The organism is Pseudonocardia sp. HH130630-07 (assembly GCF_001698125.1).
Lineage (GTDB): Bacteria > Actinomycetota > Actinomycetes > Mycobacteriales > Pseudonocardiaceae > Pseudonocardia.
On record NZ_CP013854.1, the window covers coordinates 4,318,304 to 4,336,205 of the forward strand.

The following is a 17,902-nucleotide window of genomic DNA, read 5'->3' on the forward strand; positions in this document are numbered from 1 at the left end:
GCAGGACGGACACGCCGGGTGATCGGAACGAACGGCGCGTCCCGACCGTTTCATCGCACATGACCACCGCCCGCGCCGCCGGATCGATCGACGACGACGTGCCGCCCCCCGCCGCCGGGGCGGAGCCGAACCGGGAGGGGCCGCTCGTCCTGTACCTGCCGGGCCGGTCCCTGCTGCTGGTCGCGGGCCTGCCCGGAGCGGGGAAGTCGACGCTGCTCGCGGGCCTTGCCGGGATCGAGGGGGTGCGCGTCCTCGACTCGGGATCGGCCCGGTCGGCGCTGGCGGGCCGGCTCCCGGCCGGGACGCCCTACCCCGTCTACCGCTGGCTGACCCACCTGGTGCACCGGGCGTCGGTGGCGGGAGTGTGCGCCGGGCCGGTGCCGACCGTCGTGGTGCACCTGCCGGCGACCGCGCCGCGGGTCCGGGCCGTGGTCCGCGGGCTCGCCCGGCTGACCCGCCGCGACCCGCACCTGCTGTGGCTCGACGTGCCCGCCGATGAGGCGCTCGACGGGCAGCGGGCCCGCGGCCGCGTGGTGCGGCCCCGGCCGTTCGCCGCGCACGCCCGCCGGGCCGAGCGGACCGCCGTCCGGCTGCGTACGGGGCTCGAACCGGGCTGGACCTCGATCCGCAGCACCGATCGCTCCGGCGCCCGCCGGGGTCTGGCACTGGCCCAGTAGGCTGGCAAGGGTGTTCGACTCCCTCTCCGAGCGGCTCGGATCCACGCTGCAGGGTCTCCGCGGCAAGGGCCGGCTCTCCGACGCCGACATCGACGCCACCGCGCGCGAGATCCGGATCGCGCTGCTGGAGGCGGACGTCGCCCTGCCGGTGGTCCGCGCCTTCATCACGAAGATCAAGGACCGGGCCAAGGGCTCGGAGGTCTCGCAGGCCCTGAACCCGGCCCAGCAGGTCGTGAAGATCGTCAACGAGGAACTCGTGGCGATCCTCGGCGGCGAGACCCGCCGGCTGAACCTGGCCAAGGAACCACCGACGGTCATCATGCTGGCCGGTCTGCAGGGTGCGGGTAAGACGACCCTGGCCGGCAAGCTGGCCCGCTGGCTGAAGGGGCAGGGGCACACCCCGCTGCTCGTGGCCTGTGACCTGCAGCGGCCGAACGCGGTCAACCAGCTGCAGATCGTCGGCGAGCGGGCCGGGGTGCCGACCTACGCCCCGCACCCGGGCGCCACCGGCTCCGGCGAGCTGCCCGAGGGCCCCGGCGACCCGGTGGGCGTGGCCCGCGACGGGATCGCGCACGCGAGGGACAAGCAGTACGACGTCGTCGTCGTCGACACCGCGGGCCGGCTCGGTGTCGACGAGGAGCTGATGCGCCAGGCGTCCGACATCCGCACGGCGGTGCAGCCGGACGAGGTGCTGTTCGTCGTCGACGCGATGATCGGTCAGGACGCGGTCACCACCGCCGAGGCGTTCCGCGACGGTGTGGGCTTCACCGGTGTCGTCCTCACCAAGCTCGACGGCGACGCCCGCGGCGGTGCCGCGCTCTCGGTCCGTGAGGTCACCGGCCAGCCGATCCTGTTCGCCTCGAACGGGGAGAAGCTGGAGGACTTCGACGTCTTCCACCCGGACCGGATGTCCTCGCGCATCCTCGGGATGGGCGACCTGCTGACCCTGATCGAGCAGGCCGAGCAGGTCTTCGACGCCGAGCAGTCGGCCGCGGCCGCGCAGAAGATCGGCTCCGGCGAGCTGACCCTGGAGGACTTCCTCCAGCAGATGCTGCAGCTGCGCAAGATGGGCCCGATCGGGAACATCCTCAACATGCTCCCCGGCGCGAACCAGGGGCAGATGAAGGCGGCGCTGGACCAGGTCGACGATCGGCAGATCGACCGGCTCCAGGCCATCATCCGCGGCATGACCCCGGCCGAGCGCGACGACCCGAAGATGATCAACGCGTCCCGGCGGCTGCGCATCGCGAACGGCTCCGGCGTCACCGTCTCCGACGTGAACGACCTGGTCAACCGGTTCTACGAAGCCCGCAAGATGATGAAGCAGATGGCCGGTCAGTTCGGCTTCGGCGGCGGGCGCAAGGCCACCAAGAAGGTCCCGAAGAACGCGCGCAAGGCCAAGCAGGCGAAGAAGGGCCGGCGCAGCGGCAACCCGGCGAACCGGGCCGGCCAGTCCGGCGGCCCCGACCTGTCGAACCTGCCGCCGAGCCTGCAGCAGCTCCCGCCGGGGCTCGCCGGGCTCGACCAGCTGCCGCCCGGGTTCGACCCGTCGAAGCTGGACTTCGGCAAGAAGAAGTGACGTAGGGTCGCCCGGTATGGGCGATCTCCGCGCGGTCCCGGCGACCGGATGGCGGCTCCGCGGGACCCTGCTCGGCGCCACCGGTGCCGCGGGAGCCGAGCTGTACGTCGACGGTTCGGGGCGGATCAGCCCCGAACCGCTCACCGGCGCCGAGGACCTGGTCACCTCCGGCTGGATCGTCCCGGGGCTGGTCGACGCGCACTGCCACGTCGGGCTCGGGCCCCAGGGGCCGGTCACCGACCTGGAGGAGTGCGCGGCCCAGGCCCGCACCGACCGCGACGCCGGGGCCCTGCTCCTGCGCGACTGCGGGTCCCCGGTCGACACCTCGCCGCTGCAGGGCCGTGCGGACCTCCCCGAGATCATCCGGGCCGGGCGGCACGTGGCGCGCCCGAAGCGCTACATCCCCGGGCTCGCCACCGAGCTGGACGACCCGGGGCTGCTCGTCGACGAGGTCCGCGCCCAGGCCGCCCGCGGTGACGGCTGGGTGAAGCTCGTCGGGGACTGGATCGACCGCGGTCTCGGCGACGGCGCCGACCTCGCGCCGCTGTGGCCGGACGAGGTGCTCGCCGACGCGATCGCCGCCGCGCACGAGGCCGGCGCCCGGGTGACCGCGCACGTGTTCGGCACCGACGCGCTGCCCGGCCTGATCCGGGCCGGGATCGACTGCATCGAGCACGGGCCCGGTCTCACCGACGACCTGATCGCCGAGATGGCCGCCCGGGGCACCGCGCTGGTGCCGACGCTGATCAACGTCGAGACCTTCCCGTCGATCGCGGAGAAGGCGACGCGCTACCCCCGCTACGCCGGTCACATGCGGGACCTGCACGCGCACGCCTGGGAGATCGTCGGACGGGCGATCGAGGCCGGGGTGCCGGTCTACGCCGGGACCGACGCGGGCGGTGGCATCCGGCACGGCCGGATCGCCGACGAGGTCGCCGAGCTGGCCAGGGCCGGGCACCCGGACCCGATCGGCGCCGCGAGCTGGGCCGCCCGCGACTGGCTGGGCCGGCCCGCCGGACCGGTCGCCGGGGCGCCGGCGGACCTGGTCGTCTACGACCGTGATCCGCGCGACGACCTGGCGGCGCTGTGCAGCCCGTCGCTGGTACTGGTCCGCGGGCGTCCGGTATCAGTGGGTACATGAGCTACGCGCCCGGTTCCGCCCCCGGCCCGTACGGGCCTCCGGCCGGGGCGTTCGGCCTGTCCCCGTCCCCGACACCCCGGGTCCGCTGGGGGCTGTGGGCGTTCCTGGCCGTCGAGATCGTGTTCCTCGGTGCGTCGGCGGTGCTGGGGCGGATCGTCGACATCGACTCGGCGGGTGCGGTGCTGCTGGCGATCGCCGTGCCGACGATGCTGGCCGCGCTCACCTGCGTCGGCTGGACGCTGTGGCGCGGTGACGGCCCGGCACCCGATCTCGGTCTGCGGTTCCGCTGGGAGGACGTCGGCGCCGGCCTGCTGATCGGGCTGGCCGGGCTGTTCGTCACCGTCCCGGCCGCGTTCGGGTACCTGTACCTGGTCGGCCCGGACCTCACGACGTCGGTGAGCGTCGCGTTCGAGGGGATCCGGTCGAGCTGGCCGGTCGCGCTGGCCGTGATGGTCGGCGTCGTGGTGATCGCGCCGGTCTGCGAGGAGATCGTCTACCGCGGGCTGCTCTGGAACGCCGTCGCGAAGTGGGTCACCCGGCCCTGGCTGGTCGGGCTGATCGTGACGGCCGCGTTCTCGCTGGCCCACCTGGAACTGCTGCGGGCGCCGCTGCTGTTCGTGGTGGCCCTGCCACTGGCCGTGGCCCGGCTGCTCACCGGCCGGTTGACCGCCGGCATCGTGGCGCACGCGGTGAACAACTTCCTGCCCGGCCTGGCGCTGGCCCTCATGCTGGTCGGGGCCGTCCCCGTGGTGTGAGGGTCGTCTGGCAGAATGACCGGTCGGGCCCGTGGCCGGCCCTCTACCAGCCACGGCCGATGACCTTCGAGTGAGCGAGCCCGTACCCCACGCGAGCACCAGCTGACTCATCGCAGCACGAATCGACATTCGCGAGGAGCACCACAGCGTGGCCGTCAAGATCAAGCTGATGCGTCTGGGCAAGATCCGTCAGCCGTACTACCGCGTCGTCGTCGCGGACTCCCGTACGCGCCGCAACGGCCGGGCCATCGAGACCATCGGCAAGTACCACCCGAAGAACGAGCCGAGCCTCATCGAGATCGACTCGGAGCGGGCGCAGTACTGGCTGGGTGTCGGTGCGCAGCCGACCGAGACGGTGCAGAACCTGCTCGAGGTCACCGGTGACTGGCAGAAGTTCAAGGGCCTGCCGGGCACCGAGGGCACCCTGAAGCCGCAGCCGGAGAAGGTCGACAAGCTCGCCCGCTTCCAGCAGGCGCTGGCCGAGGCGAACGACGAGCCGAGCACCGCGGCCACCACGCCGAGGAAGAAGGGTGGCGACCGGGCCGGCAAGACCGCCGACGCCGCTCCGGCCGGTGCCGCCACCGCGAGCGACGACGTCGCCGCCGCCACGAAGGACGCCGCCGAGCCTGCCACCGAGTCGTGACGGCCGCCGTCGCGCCCGGTCCGGCGAGGACCGCGTCATGACCGTGCTGGCGGATGCGCTCGAGCACCTCGTGCGCGGCATCGTCGACCACCCGGACGAGGTCCGGGTGGACCTGGTGACCGGGCGGCGCGGCCGGATCCTGGAGGTCCGGGTGCACCCGGACGACCTCGGCAAGGTGATCGGCCGCAACGGCCGCACCGCCACCGCGCTGCGCAACGTCATCGGCGGCGTGGGCGGTCGCGGGGTGCGGGTCGACGTCGTCGACACCGACCGGTGACCAGCAGTACCTCACGCACCACCGACGCCGGCCGGGACGAAGTCCTGGTCGGCGTCGTCGTGCGTGTACACGGTCTGCGTGGCGAGGTCGTCGTCGAGCCGCGTACGGACGAGCCGCGCGAGCGGTTCGCCACCGGCTCGGTGCTGCACGGCAGGCACCGCCGGGCCCCGGGCCCCGGGCCGCTGGTCGTGGCCGCGGCCCGGGCGCACTCCGGGCGCTGGCTGGTGCTGTTCGAGGGCGTCTCCGACCGGGACGCCGCCGAGGCCCTGCGCGGGGTCCAGCTCGTCCTGCCGACGGCGGAGCTGGCCGAGCCCGACGACGCCGAGGAGTTCCACGTCCACCAGCTCACCGGGCTGCGGGTGGAGCTGACCGACGGGACGCCGGCCGGCACCGTGCGCGACGTGGTCCACGGGCCCGGCGGGTCCCTGCTGGTCGTGGCCCGGCCGGCCGGGCACGAGGCGATGGTCCCGTTCGTGGCCGCGATCGTGCCGGAGGTCGACGTCGCCGGTGGGCGGATCGTGCTCGACCCGCCGGACGGGCTGCTCGACCCCGAGGACTGACGGCCACGGACGAAGGGCCCGGCGTCGGACGACGCCGGGCCCTTCGTCGTGGACGGGAAGTCAACCATGGTTGACAAGCGGATCCTGTCAACCTATGTTGACTGTCATGAGTGATGCGACGGCGGTGGCCGCGGCGGCGTCCAGCAAGGACCCGTCGGTCGGTCTGGCGGCGGTGGCGGCCCTGCGCGGCCTGCAGGAGTCCCTGGAGGAGCTCCAGGTGACCAACGCCCGGGACCAGGGCTGGTCCTGGCAGCAGATCGCCGACGTGCTGCGGATCAGCCGGCAGGCGGTGCACAAGAAGTACCGGCGACTCGGTCTGTAGAGCGCCACGACGAGGGGAGACGCACGTGTTCGAGAAGTTCGCCGACGCGGCCCGCCGGGCCGTGGTGCTCGCCCAGGAGCAGGCCCGCGACCAAGGCTCCGACCGGATCCTGCCGGAGCACCTGCTGCTCGGCGTCCTGCGCTGTCCCGGCTCGCCGGGGGAGGAGCTGCTGCGCGCCGCCGGTGCCGGCGCCGCCGCCGTCGAGCGGGAGCTCGCCCGCGCGGAGCCCGGCGACGCCGCGGCGCTCGCGACCCTCGGCATCGACCTCGGCGAGGTGCGCCGGGCGGCCGAGGAGTCGTTCGGCGCCGGGGCGCTGGAGCGGACCGGGGGTCGCCGGGGGCGCTGGTTCGCCGGGCACATCCCGTTCGACCGCGGCACGAAGAAGGCGCTGGAGCTGGCGCTGCGCGAGGCCGTCCGGATCGGTGACCGGCACGTCGGCACCGAGCACCTGGTGCTCGGGCTGCTGCACCCGGAGCACGCGGCCGCGCAGGCCCTGGGACGGCTCGGCATCACCCTGACCGCGATGCGCTCCACGGTCGCCGACCGCCCGGGCCGCCGGGCGGGATGAGGCCGGACCCGCACCCGGAACCGGCCCACGAGCGGTACCCGGGCGCGTTTCGATGCCGTGATACCGCTCGTGGCCGGGCCGGTGGGCGTAGGTGTGCTCAGGCTCGGCGCGGGTCGGCCGGGTCCGTGTCGTCCGGGTCCTCGGTCGGGTCGGCACGGGTCTCGGCGGACCGGACGCCGGTCGTCTCGGCGAGTGCGGCGGCCAGCCCGGCGAGGTCGCCGCGACCGTCCAGGCGCAGGGTCAGCGCGGCCACCCGGGCGCCGTCGGTGGCGACGGACTCCCGGTGCACGGCCACCCCCGCGACCGAGAACCCGGCGTCGGTACAGCGGGCCAGGACGCCGCGCAGCACACCCAGGCCGTCGTCGTAGCGGATGTGCAGCACCGGGGGGCTGCGCCGGCGGCGCCGGACCGCCCGGGCCAGCGGCTGCAGACCGCGGGTCACCAGGAAGTGCGCGGCGGTGGCCAGCACGGCGAGCAGCGGCAGGCCCGCCCCGCAGGCGGTGCCGACGGCGGCGGCCAGCCAGATCGTCGCCGCCGTGGTCAGCCCGCGGACGACGTCCTGCCGGACGAAGATCAGCCCGGCGCCGACGAATCCGATCCCGGAGACGATCTGCGCGGCGATCCGGGACGGGTCGAGCGTGACGTGCTCGACGCCGAGCAGGTCGGCGAAACCGTACTTCGAGATCACCATGAACACCGCGGCGCCGACGCCGACCAGCACGTGCGTGCGCAGGCCGGCGCTCTTGGCCCCGGCCTCCCGCTCCAGGCCGATCGCCGTCGTCAGCAGCAGGGCCAGCAGGACCGGGGGCAGCAGGTCCCACTGGGCCGTCGTCGACCACAGCGGGTCGGACCAGCCGTCGGGCATCAGCCGACCTCCCTCGTCGTCGGCGGCGGCGCTCCTGCGACGATCCGCCGCGTGCGGATCGACGTCGTCACCATCTTCCCGTCCTACCTCGGACCGTTGCGCGAGGCACTGCTGGGGCGGGCGATCGAGCGCGGGCTGCTCGACGTCGCGGTGCACGACCTGCGGGACTGGACGCACGACGTGCACCAGGCCGTCGACGACGCGCCCTACGGCGGCGGACCCGGCATGGTCATGCGCCCCCAGGTCTGGGGCGACGCGCTCGACGACGTGCTCGGCGAACCGCCCGGGGCGGACGGCGCGCCGGCCCGGCTCGTCGTCCCCACCCCGGCCGGGCGGCCCTTCACCCAGGCGACCGCGCGGGCGTGGGCGTCCGAGGAGCGCCTGGTCTTCGCCTGCGGCCGGTACGAGGGCATCGACGAGCGCGTACTGCTCGACGCCCGGTCCCGCGGCATCGCGGTCGACGAGGTCTCGATCGGTGACTACGTGCTGGTCGGGGGCGAGGTCGCGGTGCTGGTGATGGTCGAGGCCGTCGCGCGGCTGCTGCCGGGGGTGCTCGGCAACCCGCGTTCGGCCGCGGAGGACTCGTTCTCCGACGGCCTGCTGGAGGGGCCGTCCTACACCCGGCCGGAGACGTGGCGCGGGCTCGCGGTGCCGGACGTCCTGCGCAGCGGCAACCACGCGGCGATCGACCGGTGGCGCCGGGACCGGTCGCTCGAACGCACCCGGGACCGGCGGCCGGACCTGCTCGACGCGCTGCCGGAGGACGCGCTGAGCCGGGCCGACCGGGCCGTGCTGGCCGACGGTGGCGCCGGACCGGGTGACCGGCCCGCCGGCTGAGCGGTCCGGGCCCGGGGGAACCTGGGAGGAACACCGGGTGTCCGGGACGATCGGGGCGTCTGGCACTATGGACGGGTTGCCAGCGCCGAGTGCGGTGCCCGGTAGCGGCCCCGTGTGCCACCCGGTGTGACCGGGCTCGGCGCCGGCCGTGCCGGAGCCCGCCACCCCGAGGAGCGTCCCGCCACCACGGCGGACGACCCGGGTGGCCCGGGAGGAGAACCCCGGAACGACCGGGGCGGCACCGCACGACCCGCACGTACGACACACGAGGACGGACCGTCGACATGAACACCCTGGACGCACTGGACGCGGAGACCCTGCGCTCCGACATCCCGAACTTCCGCCCCGGGGACACCCTCAAGGTGCACGTGAAGGTCATCGAGGGCAGCCGCTCCCGGACCCAGGTCTTCCAGGGCGTCGTCATCCGCCGCCAGGGTTCCGGTGCCCGCGAGACCTTCACCGTCCGCAAGATCTCGTTCGGTGTCGGGGTCGAGCGCACCTTCCCGGTGCACACCCCGAACATCGAGAAGATCGAGATCGCCACCCGCGGCGACGTCCGCCGGGCGAAGCTCTACTACCTCCGTGACCTGCGCGGCAAGGCCGCGAAGATCAAGGAGCGGCGGGAGACCCCGTCGGCGTCGTGACCGTCACCTCTTCGTGACGGCCCGGTGACGTAGCCTCGACCCGTGGCCTTCCCCGAGCTCCCCGACGACCGCCGGGCCCGCCCCCGGCGGTATCGCGGTGGCGACGCCCCCGAGAGCACCGGGCGGCGGCAGCCCCCCACGGGCCCGCCCCCGGCAGCGGACGGAGCGGGTCACGAGCAGGACTGGCTGCTCGGTGCCGCGATGCAGCACGGGCGGCCGGTCTCCGAGGAGGAGGCCGCCGAGCGGGCAGTGCGGACCCGGCGCGCGCCCGACGAGGTGCCCCCGGAGCCGCCCCGCGGCCACCGGTACCGGAACGGGTTCGACGACCTGACCGGTCACCGCCCCACCTGGCACGGAGCGCAGGAGCCGCCCGCCGGCGCCGGCCCCGACGCACCCCGGCCCCGCAACGGCGACGCATCCGTCCCGCCGGTGGACGCCGAGCTCGAGTCGCTGCGTGCCCGCTACGCGGAACGCCTCGGCGAGCAGCAGACCGGCCGCCGCGGGACCGACGACCGTTCGTGGCCCCCGGAGGGCCGCACCGGTGGGCACCGCAGGCCCGCCGAACCGCCGGCCCCGTCCGGAACGGGATCGCACCGCAGGCCCACCGACGCCCCCGGTCACCCCGACGCCCCGGGCGCGGGTGCCCCCGGTCCGCGCCGTGCCGACGGGCGCCCCGGTGGCCGTCCCGGCGGACACCCGTCCGGACCCGGCGAGCCGCCGCTGCCGGACGGCCGTGGCCGCCCCGGCGCCGGGCCGCCCCTGGGCGCACCGCGCGGCAACGGCCGCCCCGTCCGGCCCCCGCACCCCGATCTGCCGCCGGAACCCGGCCCGGACCGCTTCGGCCCGCCGCAGGGTGCGGGTCCGCCCGCCCCGGGCGCGACCGGTCGCCGCGCCGCGCGGTCCGTGCCGGACGCACCCGGCCGGCCGGGACCGGAGACGTCCGCGCGTCCCGGGCGGGATGCTCCCGCCGGCCCCGGGCCCGACGCACCCGCTCCGTTCGACGGTCCGCCGCAGCAGCGCGGGCGGGGTCCGCAGGGGCCCGGGCCGGAGGCGACCCGGCGCACGCCGCTCCCGCCGCCCGGCCGCCGTCCGGTCCCGCCCCGCGCGGAGCCGCCGCCCGGCCCGGTGGACGACGACCGCGACGGGATCGAGGAGTTCGACGAGCCCGGCGGTCACCCGCGCGGAGCCGTCGAGGGCACCGAGATGCTCCCGGCGCCGGGCCGGCGCCGTGGACCGGGCGGGGAACCCGCCGACCGGCCGCTCCGGCCCGCCGACGAGGAGTTCGACGGCGGGTTCGACGGCGATCCGCCGGAGGACGAGGCGGGTGACGGTCACCGCGGCGAGGCCGAGGAACCGGGCGTGGGGAAGCGCTCCGGGCCGGTCGGCGTCGCGGGCCGGATCGCCGCCCTGACCGGACGGGGGAAGGGACCCGACGGGGAGAAGCGCCAGCTGGCGTTCTGGAAGGAGATCCTGCTCCTCATCGGGGTCGCGCTGCTGCTGACCATCCTCATCCAGACGCTCCTGGCGAAGGTCTACGTGATCCCGTCCGGATCGATGGAGACGACCCTGCACGGCTGCACCGGCTGTACCAACGACCGCGTGCTCGTGGACAAGGTCACCTACAACTTCACCGACATCTCGCCGGGCGACATCGTCGTGTTCCGCGGGACCGACGGCTGGGCCAGCGAGACCTACACCGGCGAGACCGAGGGCAACCCGCTGCTGTCCGGGCTGCAGTCGCTGGGATCGTTGATCGGCCTCGCCCCGCCGGACGAGAAGGACTTCGTCAAGCGGGTGATCGCGGTCGGCGGGCAGACCGTCGCGTGCTGCGACGCGCTGAACCAGGTGATGGTCGACGGCCAGCCCCTCGAGGAGCCGTACGTCTACTACCTGCCGGAGGCGGGCCCGGCCCGGCAGATCCCGTTCGGGCCGATCACGGTGCCGGACGGCGAGTACTGGATGATGGGCGACTCGCGGAACAACTCCGCGGACTCGCGGGCGGCGGGCCACGGCCCGATCCCGGAGGAGAACGTCATCGGCAAGGTACGGCTGATCGTGCTGCCGTTCGACCGCTTCGGCTGGGTCAGCGCCGTCGACCCGCAGACCACGGCCACCGCGGCCGGGACCCAGGGGCTGCCCGACGGGCTCCCGCTGGCACTCGGCATCATGGGGACCCTGCCGCTCGCGGCGAGCCGGCGCGGCATCCTGCGTGCCCGGGCCGAGAGCGAGCGGTTCCTGCCCGCGACGCGCCGCCCGGCCGGGTGGCGCCGGAGATCCTGACCGGGAGCACCGTGCCGGTTCCGCCCGCCCGCGCCCGTCCGGCTGCGGTCCCCCGTCGTGCGCGCCGCCGGCGCCCGCTCCGGGTCCTGCCCGACGGGCTGCGGCCCCCGCGCGCCGTCGTCCGCGACTCCGGCACCTGGACCCTGCAGACCGTCCTGCAGCGGTACGGCCTCGGGCCGGTCGCCGGGGTGGACGAGGCGGGCCGGGGTGCGAGTGCCGGTCCGCTGGTCGTCGCCGCGTGCGTGCTCCGCCCGGCCGACGCGAAGGCACTCGACGGCCTCACCGACTCCAAGCTGCTGACCCCCTCGGCCCGCGGGTACTGGTTCGACCGGCTCACGCGGCGTGCCCTGGACCTCGCCGTGATCGTGGTGCCGCCGGCCGAGGTGGACCGGCGTGGCGTGCACGTCGCGAACATCGAGGGCATGCGCCGTGCGGTCGCCGGGCTCACCGCCGTGCCGCCGGGCTACGTGCTCACCGACGGGTTCCCCGTCCGGGGGTTCGGCCGGCCGGCCCTCGCGGTGCCCAAGGGGGACCGGGTCGCGGCCTGCATCGCGGCGGCCTCGGTGCTGGCCAAGGTGACCCGGGACCGCATCATGACCGAACTCGACTCGGTCCACGACGCCTACGGGTTCGCGGTGCACAAGGGCTACAACACTCCCGAGCACGAAGCGGCGCTGGCCGAACACGGACCGTGTCCACAGCACCGGTTCTCGTTCGCGAACGTGGCAGCGGTGGCCGGGCGCAGCCTTCCCGCCGGGCTGGTCCACAATGAGACCGTCCCGGTGGAGACGGGCTGCGCCGATGGCGTGGCCGGGTACCGGGAGCCGTTGGAGACCGTCACAGGAGGAGCTGGCCGGTGAGCGCCGAGGATCTCGAGAAGTACGAGACCGAGATGGAGCTCACGCTCTACAAGGAGTACCGGGACATCGTCGCCCAGTTCTCCTACGTCGTGGAGACGGAGCGGCGGTTCTACCTCGCCAACTCGGTCGACGTCGCGCCCCGCAACGCCGACGGCGAGGTCTACTTCGAGGTCCGGATGTCCGACGCCTGGGTGTGGGACATGTACCGCCCGGCCCGGTTCGTGAAGAACGTCCGGGTCGTGACGTTCAAGGACGTCAACATCGAGGAGCTGGACACCCCGGACCTGCGGCTGCCCGACTCGGACGACTTCCCGGGCTGAGCCGCTCACCGGGCCGAGCCGCTCTCCGGGCCGCGGCGCGGCGTGCCCATCCCCAACCGGGGAATCCGTCCACAGGTCCGTGATCGGTCCGTCCGACCGGTCCCCGGGACCGCACGGTGGACGCATGGCTGCGAAGGACGAACTCGGCCGCCGCGGTGAGGACACCGCCGTCGAGTACCTGGAACGCGAGCACGGCATGGTCGTGCTCGCCCGCAACTGGCGGTGCAGGGACGGCGAGCTGGACATCGTCGCCACCGACCCGGAACGGCGCCTGATCGTCTGCGAGGTGAAGACCAGGTCCGGCACCGGCTACGGCGAACCCGCCGAGGCGGTCACACCGCGGAAGGTGCGGCGGATCCGCGGGCTCGCCCGGGCCTGGATGGCGGCGCACCAGGTCGGGTGGACCGAGGTCCGGTTCGACGTCGTCGCGGTCCTCGCCCCGCCCGGCGGGGCGACGACGCTGACCCACTACCCGGCGGCGTTCTGATGCGGCCCCCGGCGCGGGTCTGGTCCGTCGCCCTGCACGGGGTCGACGGCGTCCCGGTCGAGATCGAGGCCGTGATCGGCGGCGGGATGCCGGGCGTGCACCTGGTCGGCCTGCCGGACGCGGCGCTGAACGAGGCGAAGGACCGGGTGCGGTCCGCGATCGTGCAGTCCGGCCGGGGCTGGCCGAACGAGCGGATCGTCCTCGCCCTGTCCCCGGCGACCCTGCGCAAGACGGGCAGCCGGTTCGATCTGGCCCTGGCGGCCGCGGTGCTCGCCGCGGCGAGCGCGATCCCGCCGGACCGGCTGCACGGGACCGTGCTGCTGGGTGAGCTGGCGCTCGACGGCCGGCTGCGGCCGGTCCGCGGCGTGCTGCCCTGCCTGCTCGCCGCCCGGGCCGCGGGGATGGTGCGGGCCGTCGTACCGCGGTCGGCGCTGGCCGAGGCGTCACTGGTCGACGGTCTGGAGGCGCACGGTGCCGGGTCGCTGGCCGAGGTGCTCGACTGGGCGGCCGGGGACCGGGAACTCGATCGCACGGTCCCGCCGGCCGGGCCGGTGACGGCCCGGCCGATCCCCGAGCTCGCCGACGTGATCGGCCAGGACGACGCCCGGCGGGCGCTGGAGATCGCCGCCGCCGGCGGGCACCACCTGCTCATGGTCGGTCCGCCGGGGACCGGCAAGACGATGCTGGCCCAGCGGATCGTGGGCCTGCTGCCCGAGCTGGGGCGGCCCGAGGCCCTGCAGCTCGCGGCGATCCGCTCGGTCGCGGGCCGGCTCGGCGAGCGGGACGCGCTGAGCACGCTCGCCCCGTTCGTGGCCCCGCACCACTCGTCGTCGGCGGCGGCGCTGCTCGGAGGGGGCAGCGGGGTGGCCCGGCCGGGGGCCGTGTCGCTGGCCCATCGCGGGGTGTTGTTCCTCGACGAGTGCCCACACTGGCCGGCGGCGGTGCTGGAGGCGCTGCGCACCCCGCTGGAGGAGGGGGAGGTGCGGCTGTCGCGGGCCGACGGGTCGGTCAGCTACCCGGCCCGGTTCCAGCTGGTCCTGGCCGCGAACCCGTGCCCGTGCGCGCCGCCGATCGACCGGGACTGCACCTGCCGGCCCGATGTCCGCCGGCGCTACCTGGCGCGACTGTCCGGTCCGCTGCTCGACCGGGTCGACCTGCGGGTGGGGATGGAGCCGGTGACCGGCTTCGCCGTCGACGGCCCGCACGGCGAGGACACCGCGACCGTCCGGCGCCGGGTGCTCGCCGCCAGGGCCGCCGCCGGTGCGCGCTGGAACCGGCACGGCTGGCGCTGCAACGGCGAGGTGCCCGGCACCGAGCTCCGTTCCCGGTTCCCGCTGCCGAAGGCGGTACTGGAGCCCCTGGAGAAGCGTCTGCAGGTCGGTGAGCTGAGTGCCCGGGGTGCGGACCGGGCGTTGCGGGTCGCGTGGACACTGGCGGACCTGGCCGGCAGCGACCGGCCGGACCGCCGGGACGTGGATGCCGCGCTGTACTTCCGCGACCGGGGCGCGGCATGACGGCCGGACCGGGCCCGGCCGCCGCCGGCGCACCGGTGTCCGAGGAGATCCGGCGGGCCAGGGTCTACCTGTCGCGGGCGGTGGAACCGCCGAACCGGCATCTCGTCGCTCTCGTCGACCGGTACGGTCCGGTCGAGGCGGCGGACCGGCTGCGCCGCGGCACCGTCCCGGACGCGCTGCTGCGCGCCGCCGCCGCCCGCCGGAGGATCGACCTGGTCGACGCCGATCTCGACGCCGCAGCGGGTGCCGGGGCGCGGTTGCTGGTCCCGGAGGACCCGCTCTGGCCCGCCTGGCCGTTCGCGGCGTTCGCCGGTTGCCGGCGCCCGGACCTGGTGCCGCCGGTGGCGTTGTGGGTCCGCGGCGCGGCGGACCCGGCGGTGCTCGTCGCCCGGTCGGTGACGATCGTCGGCGCGCGGGCGGCCACCCGGTACGGGCTGCACGCCGCGGCCGACTTCGCGACGACCCTGGCCCGGCACGGGATCGTCGTGTTCTCCGGGGCCGCGTTCGGCGTCGACGCGGCCGCCCACCGCGGTGCGCTGGCGGGTGGCGGACCGACAGTGGCCGTGCTCGCCTGCGGGCCGGACCGGACCTACCCGGCCGCGCACGAGGCCCTCATCGGCCGGATCGCCGAGGAGGGGCTCGTCCTCACCGAGTACCCGCCGGGGACGCGGCCGGGCCGGCTGCGCTTCCTGGTCCGCAACCGGCTGCTCGCGGCGCTCGGCACGGGGTGCCTGGTGGTGGAGGCCGGGGCGCGCAGCGGTACGCAGCGCACCGCCTCGGACGCGACGGCCCTGCGTCGGCCGGTGATGGCGGTCCCCGGTCCGGTCACCTCGGCGCTGTCGGTCGGCTGCCACGAGCTCGTCCGGGGTGGGCAGGCCGTGCTCGTGGGCCGGCCCGAGGACGCCCTGGAGATCGTCGGGCGGTTCGGTGCCGATCTCACACCACCGCTCGTCACCGAGCGCCGCCCGACCGACGGCCTCGCCGCACCCACCCTCGCGGTGCACGACGCGCTGCCGGCCCGTTCCGCATGGCCGCCGTCGCGGATCGGGGAGGCCTCCGGCGTCGAGCCCGACGGGGTGCGCGCCGCGCTGACCGAACTGGAGCAACGCGGGCTCGTCGAGTACCACCAGGGGCTCTGGCAGCGCCCGGCCCGTCGTGACCGCTGCTGAACCGGGATCTCAGGGGCGGGGCATCTGCGGGGCGTCCGGATGGTCCACCAGGTCCCGGTCCTCGCGGCTGATCCGCTCGCGGCCCCAGTCGCCGAGCGGTGCGAGCGCGAGGTTGAGGGAGCGTCCGTGTTCGGTGAGGGAGTACTCGACCCGTGGCGGCACCTCGGCGTACACCCGGCGGTGCACGAGCCCGTCCTGCTCCATCTCACGCAGGTGCTGGGTCAGCATCTTCTCGCTCACGCCGGGCAGGCCCCGGCGCAGCTCGGCGAAACGCCGCGTGCCGTGCTCGTCGAGCTCCCAGAGGATGAGCCCCTTCCACTTGCCGCTGACCACGTCCAGCGCCGCGTCGATGCCGCAGATGTACGGCCCGCACCTGTCCGATCTCGCCATGCCCGGCTCCATACCCACCAGAAGGTAAGTACCCCAGCTTTTAGTGGGTACTTACGAATCCTTCGCAACAGGCCAAGCATGGGAGAACACACCGGTCGAGACAAGGAGAGCAGAACCCATGACAGGAACGGATCCGTCCGTCACCGTTCTCGGGCTGGGGGCGATGGGACGTGTGCTCGCGCAGACCCTGGTCGCCCGGGGCCGGCCGGTCACGGTGTGGAACCGCACGCCCGGTCGCGCGGCCACCCTCGTCGACGCCGGCGCGACCGCGGCGGCGACGGTACGGGAGGCGGTGGCCGCCGGCGGGCCGGTGGTCGTCTGCCTCCTCGACCACGCGTCGGTCCGCGAGACGCTGGAGCCCGTCGCGGACGCGCTGCACGGCCGCACGATCATCGACCTCACGACCACCACGCCCGGCGAGGCACGGGAACTGGCGTCGCTCGCCGTGGCATGGGGGGCGATCCACCTGGACGGGGCGATCATGGCCACGCCGCCGATGATCGGCCACGCCGGTGCGCAGATCCTCTACAGCGGTCCGCGCGCGGCGTTCGAGGCCCACCGGGAGTGGCTCGACGTCTGGGCGGAGAGCCGCTGGGAGTCCGAGGACGCGGGCCGGGCGTCGCTGCTCGATCTCGCGATCCTCGGGGCCATGTACCCGATGTTCGCCGGGTTCCTGCAGGGTGCCGCGATGGTCCGGTCGGCGGGCCTGGACGTCGAGGGGTTCGCCGCGCGGGCCGCTCCGTTCCTGGCCGCGATGACCGGTTCCTTCGGGGCCACCGCGGCGGTGCTCGACAGCGGGGACTTCTCCGGCCCGGCCCAGAGCCTGAACTGGACGAGCACCGCACTGGACACGATCACCCGCGCCGCGCGCGAACAGGGCGTCGACCCCGCACCCGTGGAGATGGTGCGGCGGCTCGTCCGCGACCAGATCGACGCCGGCCACGGTGATGACGGCCTCGACCGCGCCGTCGACGCACTGCAGACCCACTCGGAGAGGACCCCGGCATGACCACCGCACCCGACCCGGCGACGCCGGTGACCCTGATCGGTCTCGGTCCGATGGGCCGGGCCATGACCCGCAGCCTGCTCGCCGCCGGACACCCGGTGACCGTGTGGAACCGGACCGCCTCCCGCGCCGACGGGGTCGTCGCCGACGGCGCGGTCCGCGCCGCGAGCGTGGCGGCGGCGGTGCGGGCGAGCCCGCTGGTCGTCCTCAGCCTCACCGACTACGCCGCCATGGACGACGTCCTGGGTGACCTCGGCACGGAGCTGCGCGACCGGACGATCGTCAACCTCAGCTCGGAGGGGCCGGCCCGTACCCGCGAGGCGGCGGACGAGATGCGCGCGCACGGGGCACGGTTCGTCGTCGGTGGGGTGATGGTGCCGCCGCCGATGGTGGGGACCGCGGCCGCCTCGGTGTTCTACAGCGGCGACGAGGCTGCGTTCGCGCAGTACGCCGACGTGCTCGGCCACATCGGCGAGCCGCGCTACCTCGGTACCGACCCGGCTCGGGCGCAGCTGATGTACCAGGCGCACCTCGATGTCTTCCTCACCGGGCTCTCCGGGCTCGCGCACGCCACGGCGCTGCTCGGCCGCGCCGGGTTCCCGGCGAGCGAGGTGATGCCGGGACTGCTGGGGATGCTGGCGGCGACCCCGGACATGGTGGCCGACGGGGAGCCGCTGTGGGCCCAGATCGACCGGCGCGAGTACGCCGTGGAACTGAGCTCGGCGACCATGATGGGCGCCTCGGCCGACCACATCGTGCTCGCCAGCGAGGAGCTGGGGGTCGATCTGACCCTGCCCCGGGCGGTGCAGGGTCACTACCGGCGCGCGATCGAGGACGGTCACGGGGCCGAGGGCTGGGCGAGCATCGTCGAGGGCATCCGCGCCCCGCACTGACAGTCCCGTCTCGAGGGCGCCGGGCTCCCCGCCGCGTGCCGCGGGCTCCTGCGCCCGGCGGGACCCGGGCGGAGGGTCCGCCGCGCCGCGGCGGTCCTTGACCGGGGGCCGCCGT

General features: G+C 75.0%; 21 protein-coding genes. 19 read left to right on the plus strand and 2 right to left on the minus strand.

Going from position 1 to position 17,902, the window contains the following annotated elements:
* The first annotated feature begins 59 nt into the window (after positions 1 to 59).
* The 9 genes from AFB00_RS20435 to AFB00_RS20475 all read left to right on the plus strand — a co-directional run bounded on the left by AFB00_RS20435 (position 60) and on the right by AFB00_RS20475 (position 6,522).
* Complete coding sequence (locus tag AFB00_RS20435; protein ID WP_083275699.1) at positions 60 to 677, plus strand: AAA family ATPase; 618 nt, start codon at positions 60 to 62, stop codon at positions 675 to 677.
* Positions 678 to 687: 10 nt separating this feature from the next.
* Complete coding sequence (ffh, locus tag AFB00_RS20440) at positions 688 to 2,256, plus strand: signal recognition particle protein (RefSeq protein ID WP_068798533.1); 1,569 nt, start codon at positions 688 to 690, stop codon at positions 2,254 to 2,256.
* A 16-nt stretch (positions 2,257 to 2,272) separates the two neighbouring features.
* Complete coding sequence (locus AFB00_RS20445; RefSeq protein ID WP_197519605.1) at positions 2,273 to 3,397, plus strand: amidohydrolase family protein; 1,125 nt, start codon at positions 2,273 to 2,275, stop codon at positions 3,395 to 3,397.
* Entirely contained in the window at positions 3,394 to 4,152 is a 759-nt protein-coding gene (locus AFB00_RS20450; RefSeq protein ID WP_068798534.1) for a CPBP family intramembrane glutamic endopeptidase, read from the plus strand. Before AFB00_RS20445 ends, AFB00_RS20450 begins: the two co-directional genes overlap by 4 nt.
* A 148-nt stretch (positions 4,153 to 4,300) precedes the next feature.
* Positions 4,301 to 4,795, plus strand: coding sequence for a 30S ribosomal protein S16 (rpsP, locus tag AFB00_RS20455; protein WP_068798535.1), 495 nt, complete (start codon positions 4,301 to 4,303; stop codon positions 4,793 to 4,795).
* 37 nt (positions 4,796 to 4,832) lie between these two features.
* Positions 4,833 to 5,072: an RNA-binding protein gene (locus AFB00_RS20460; RefSeq protein ID WP_068798536.1), complete on the plus strand. Its 240-nt coding sequence runs from the start codon at positions 4,833 to 4,835 to the stop codon at positions 5,070 to 5,072.
* Positions 5,069 to 5,632, plus strand: a complete 564-nt coding sequence (gene rimM, locus AFB00_RS20465; protein WP_068798537.1) for a ribosome maturation factor RimM — start codon at positions 5,069 to 5,071, stop codon at positions 5,630 to 5,632. The genes AFB00_RS20460 and rimM overlap by 4 nt, the downstream gene beginning before the upstream one ends.
* Positions 5,633 to 5,738: 106 nt before the next feature.
* Entirely contained in the window at positions 5,739 to 5,954 is a 216-nt protein-coding gene (locus AFB00_RS20470) for a helix-turn-helix domain-containing protein (protein WP_068798538.1), read from the plus strand.
* Positions 5,955 to 5,979: 25 nt separating this feature from the next.
* On the plus strand, positions 5,980 to 6,522 hold the full coding sequence (locus AFB00_RS20475; protein WP_068798539.1) for a Clp protease N-terminal domain-containing protein: 543 nt from the start codon (positions 5,980 to 5,982) through the stop codon (positions 6,520 to 6,522).
* Between the two features lie 97 nt (positions 6,523 to 6,619).
* Here AFB00_RS20475 and AFB00_RS20480 read toward each other — a convergent pair whose 3' ends face one another.
* Positions 6,620 to 7,387, minus strand: coding sequence for an MgtC/SapB family protein (locus tag AFB00_RS20480; protein WP_068798540.1), 768 nt, complete (start codon positions 7,385 to 7,387; stop codon positions 6,620 to 6,622).
* 51 nt (positions 7,388 to 7,438) lie between these two features.
* Between AFB00_RS20480 and trmD the strand changes: the two genes are divergently transcribed.
* The 8 genes from trmD (at position 7,439) to dprA (ending at position 15,498) form a co-directional block, all read left to right on the plus strand.
* Complete coding sequence (trmD, locus tag AFB00_RS20485; RefSeq protein WP_068798541.1) at positions 7,439 to 8,224, plus strand: tRNA (guanosine(37)-N1)-methyltransferase TrmD; 786 nt, start codon at positions 7,439 to 7,441, stop codon at positions 8,222 to 8,224.
* A 284-nt stretch (positions 8,225 to 8,508) separates the two neighbouring features.
* Complete coding sequence (gene rplS, locus AFB00_RS20490) at positions 8,509 to 8,868, plus strand: 50S ribosomal protein L19 (protein WP_068798542.1); 360 nt, start codon at positions 8,509 to 8,511, stop codon at positions 8,866 to 8,868.
* A gap of 42 nt (positions 8,869 to 8,910) precedes the next feature.
* Positions 8,911 to 11,148 (plus strand): signal peptidase I, encoded by a 2,238-nt coding sequence (gene lepB / locus AFB00_RS35030; protein WP_231974001.1) that lies wholly within the window; start codon positions 8,911 to 8,913, stop codon positions 11,146 to 11,148.
* Positions 11,149 to 11,246: 98 nt separating this feature from the next.
* Complete coding sequence (locus tag AFB00_RS20500) at positions 11,247 to 12,008, plus strand: ribonuclease HII (RefSeq protein ID WP_083276095.1); 762 nt, start codon at positions 11,247 to 11,249, stop codon at positions 12,006 to 12,008.
* Positions 12,005 to 12,328, plus strand: coding sequence for a DUF2469 domain-containing protein (locus AFB00_RS20505; RefSeq protein WP_068798543.1), 324 nt, complete (start codon positions 12,005 to 12,007; stop codon positions 12,326 to 12,328). Before AFB00_RS20500 ends, AFB00_RS20505 begins: the two co-directional genes overlap by 4 nt.
* Before the next feature lie 124 nt (positions 12,329 to 12,452).
* Positions 12,453 to 12,815, plus strand: coding sequence for a YraN family protein (locus AFB00_RS20510; RefSeq protein ID WP_068800500.1), 363 nt, complete (start codon positions 12,453 to 12,455; stop codon positions 12,813 to 12,815).
* A complete protein-coding gene (locus tag AFB00_RS20515) occupies positions 12,815 to 14,329 on the plus strand; it encodes a YifB family Mg chelatase-like AAA ATPase (protein ID WP_068798544.1) in 1,515 nt (504 codons plus the stop codon). Before AFB00_RS20510 ends, AFB00_RS20515 begins: the two co-directional genes overlap by 1 nt.
* Entirely contained in the window at positions 14,326 to 15,498 is a 1,173-nt protein-coding gene (dprA, locus tag AFB00_RS20520; protein ID WP_068798545.1) for a DNA-processing protein DprA, read from the plus strand. Before AFB00_RS20515 ends, dprA begins: the two co-directional genes overlap by 4 nt.
* Positions 15,499 to 15,507: 9 nt before the next feature.
* Here the strand turns inward: dprA and AFB00_RS20525 are convergent, their stop codons facing one another.
* Positions 15,508 to 15,888 carry a winged helix-turn-helix transcriptional regulator gene (locus AFB00_RS20525; RefSeq protein WP_068798546.1) on the minus strand — a complete coding sequence of 127 codons (381 nt, stop codon included), beginning with the start codon at positions 15,886 to 15,888 and terminating at the stop codon, positions 15,508 to 15,510.
* A gap of 118 nt (positions 15,889 to 16,006) precedes the next feature.
* Here AFB00_RS20525 and AFB00_RS20530 point away from each other — a divergent pair, with 118 nt between their 5' ends.
* Positions 16,007 to 16,897, plus strand: a complete 891-nt coding sequence (locus AFB00_RS20530) for an NAD(P)-dependent oxidoreductase (protein ID WP_068798547.1) — start codon at positions 16,007 to 16,009, stop codon at positions 16,895 to 16,897.
* Positions 16,894 to 17,787, plus strand: coding sequence for an NAD(P)-dependent oxidoreductase (locus AFB00_RS20535; protein ID WP_156819659.1), 894 nt, complete (start codon positions 16,894 to 16,896; stop codon positions 17,785 to 17,787). Before AFB00_RS20530 ends, AFB00_RS20535 begins: the two co-directional genes overlap by 4 nt.
* The last annotated feature ends 115 nt before the right edge of the window (positions 17,788 to 17,902 follow it).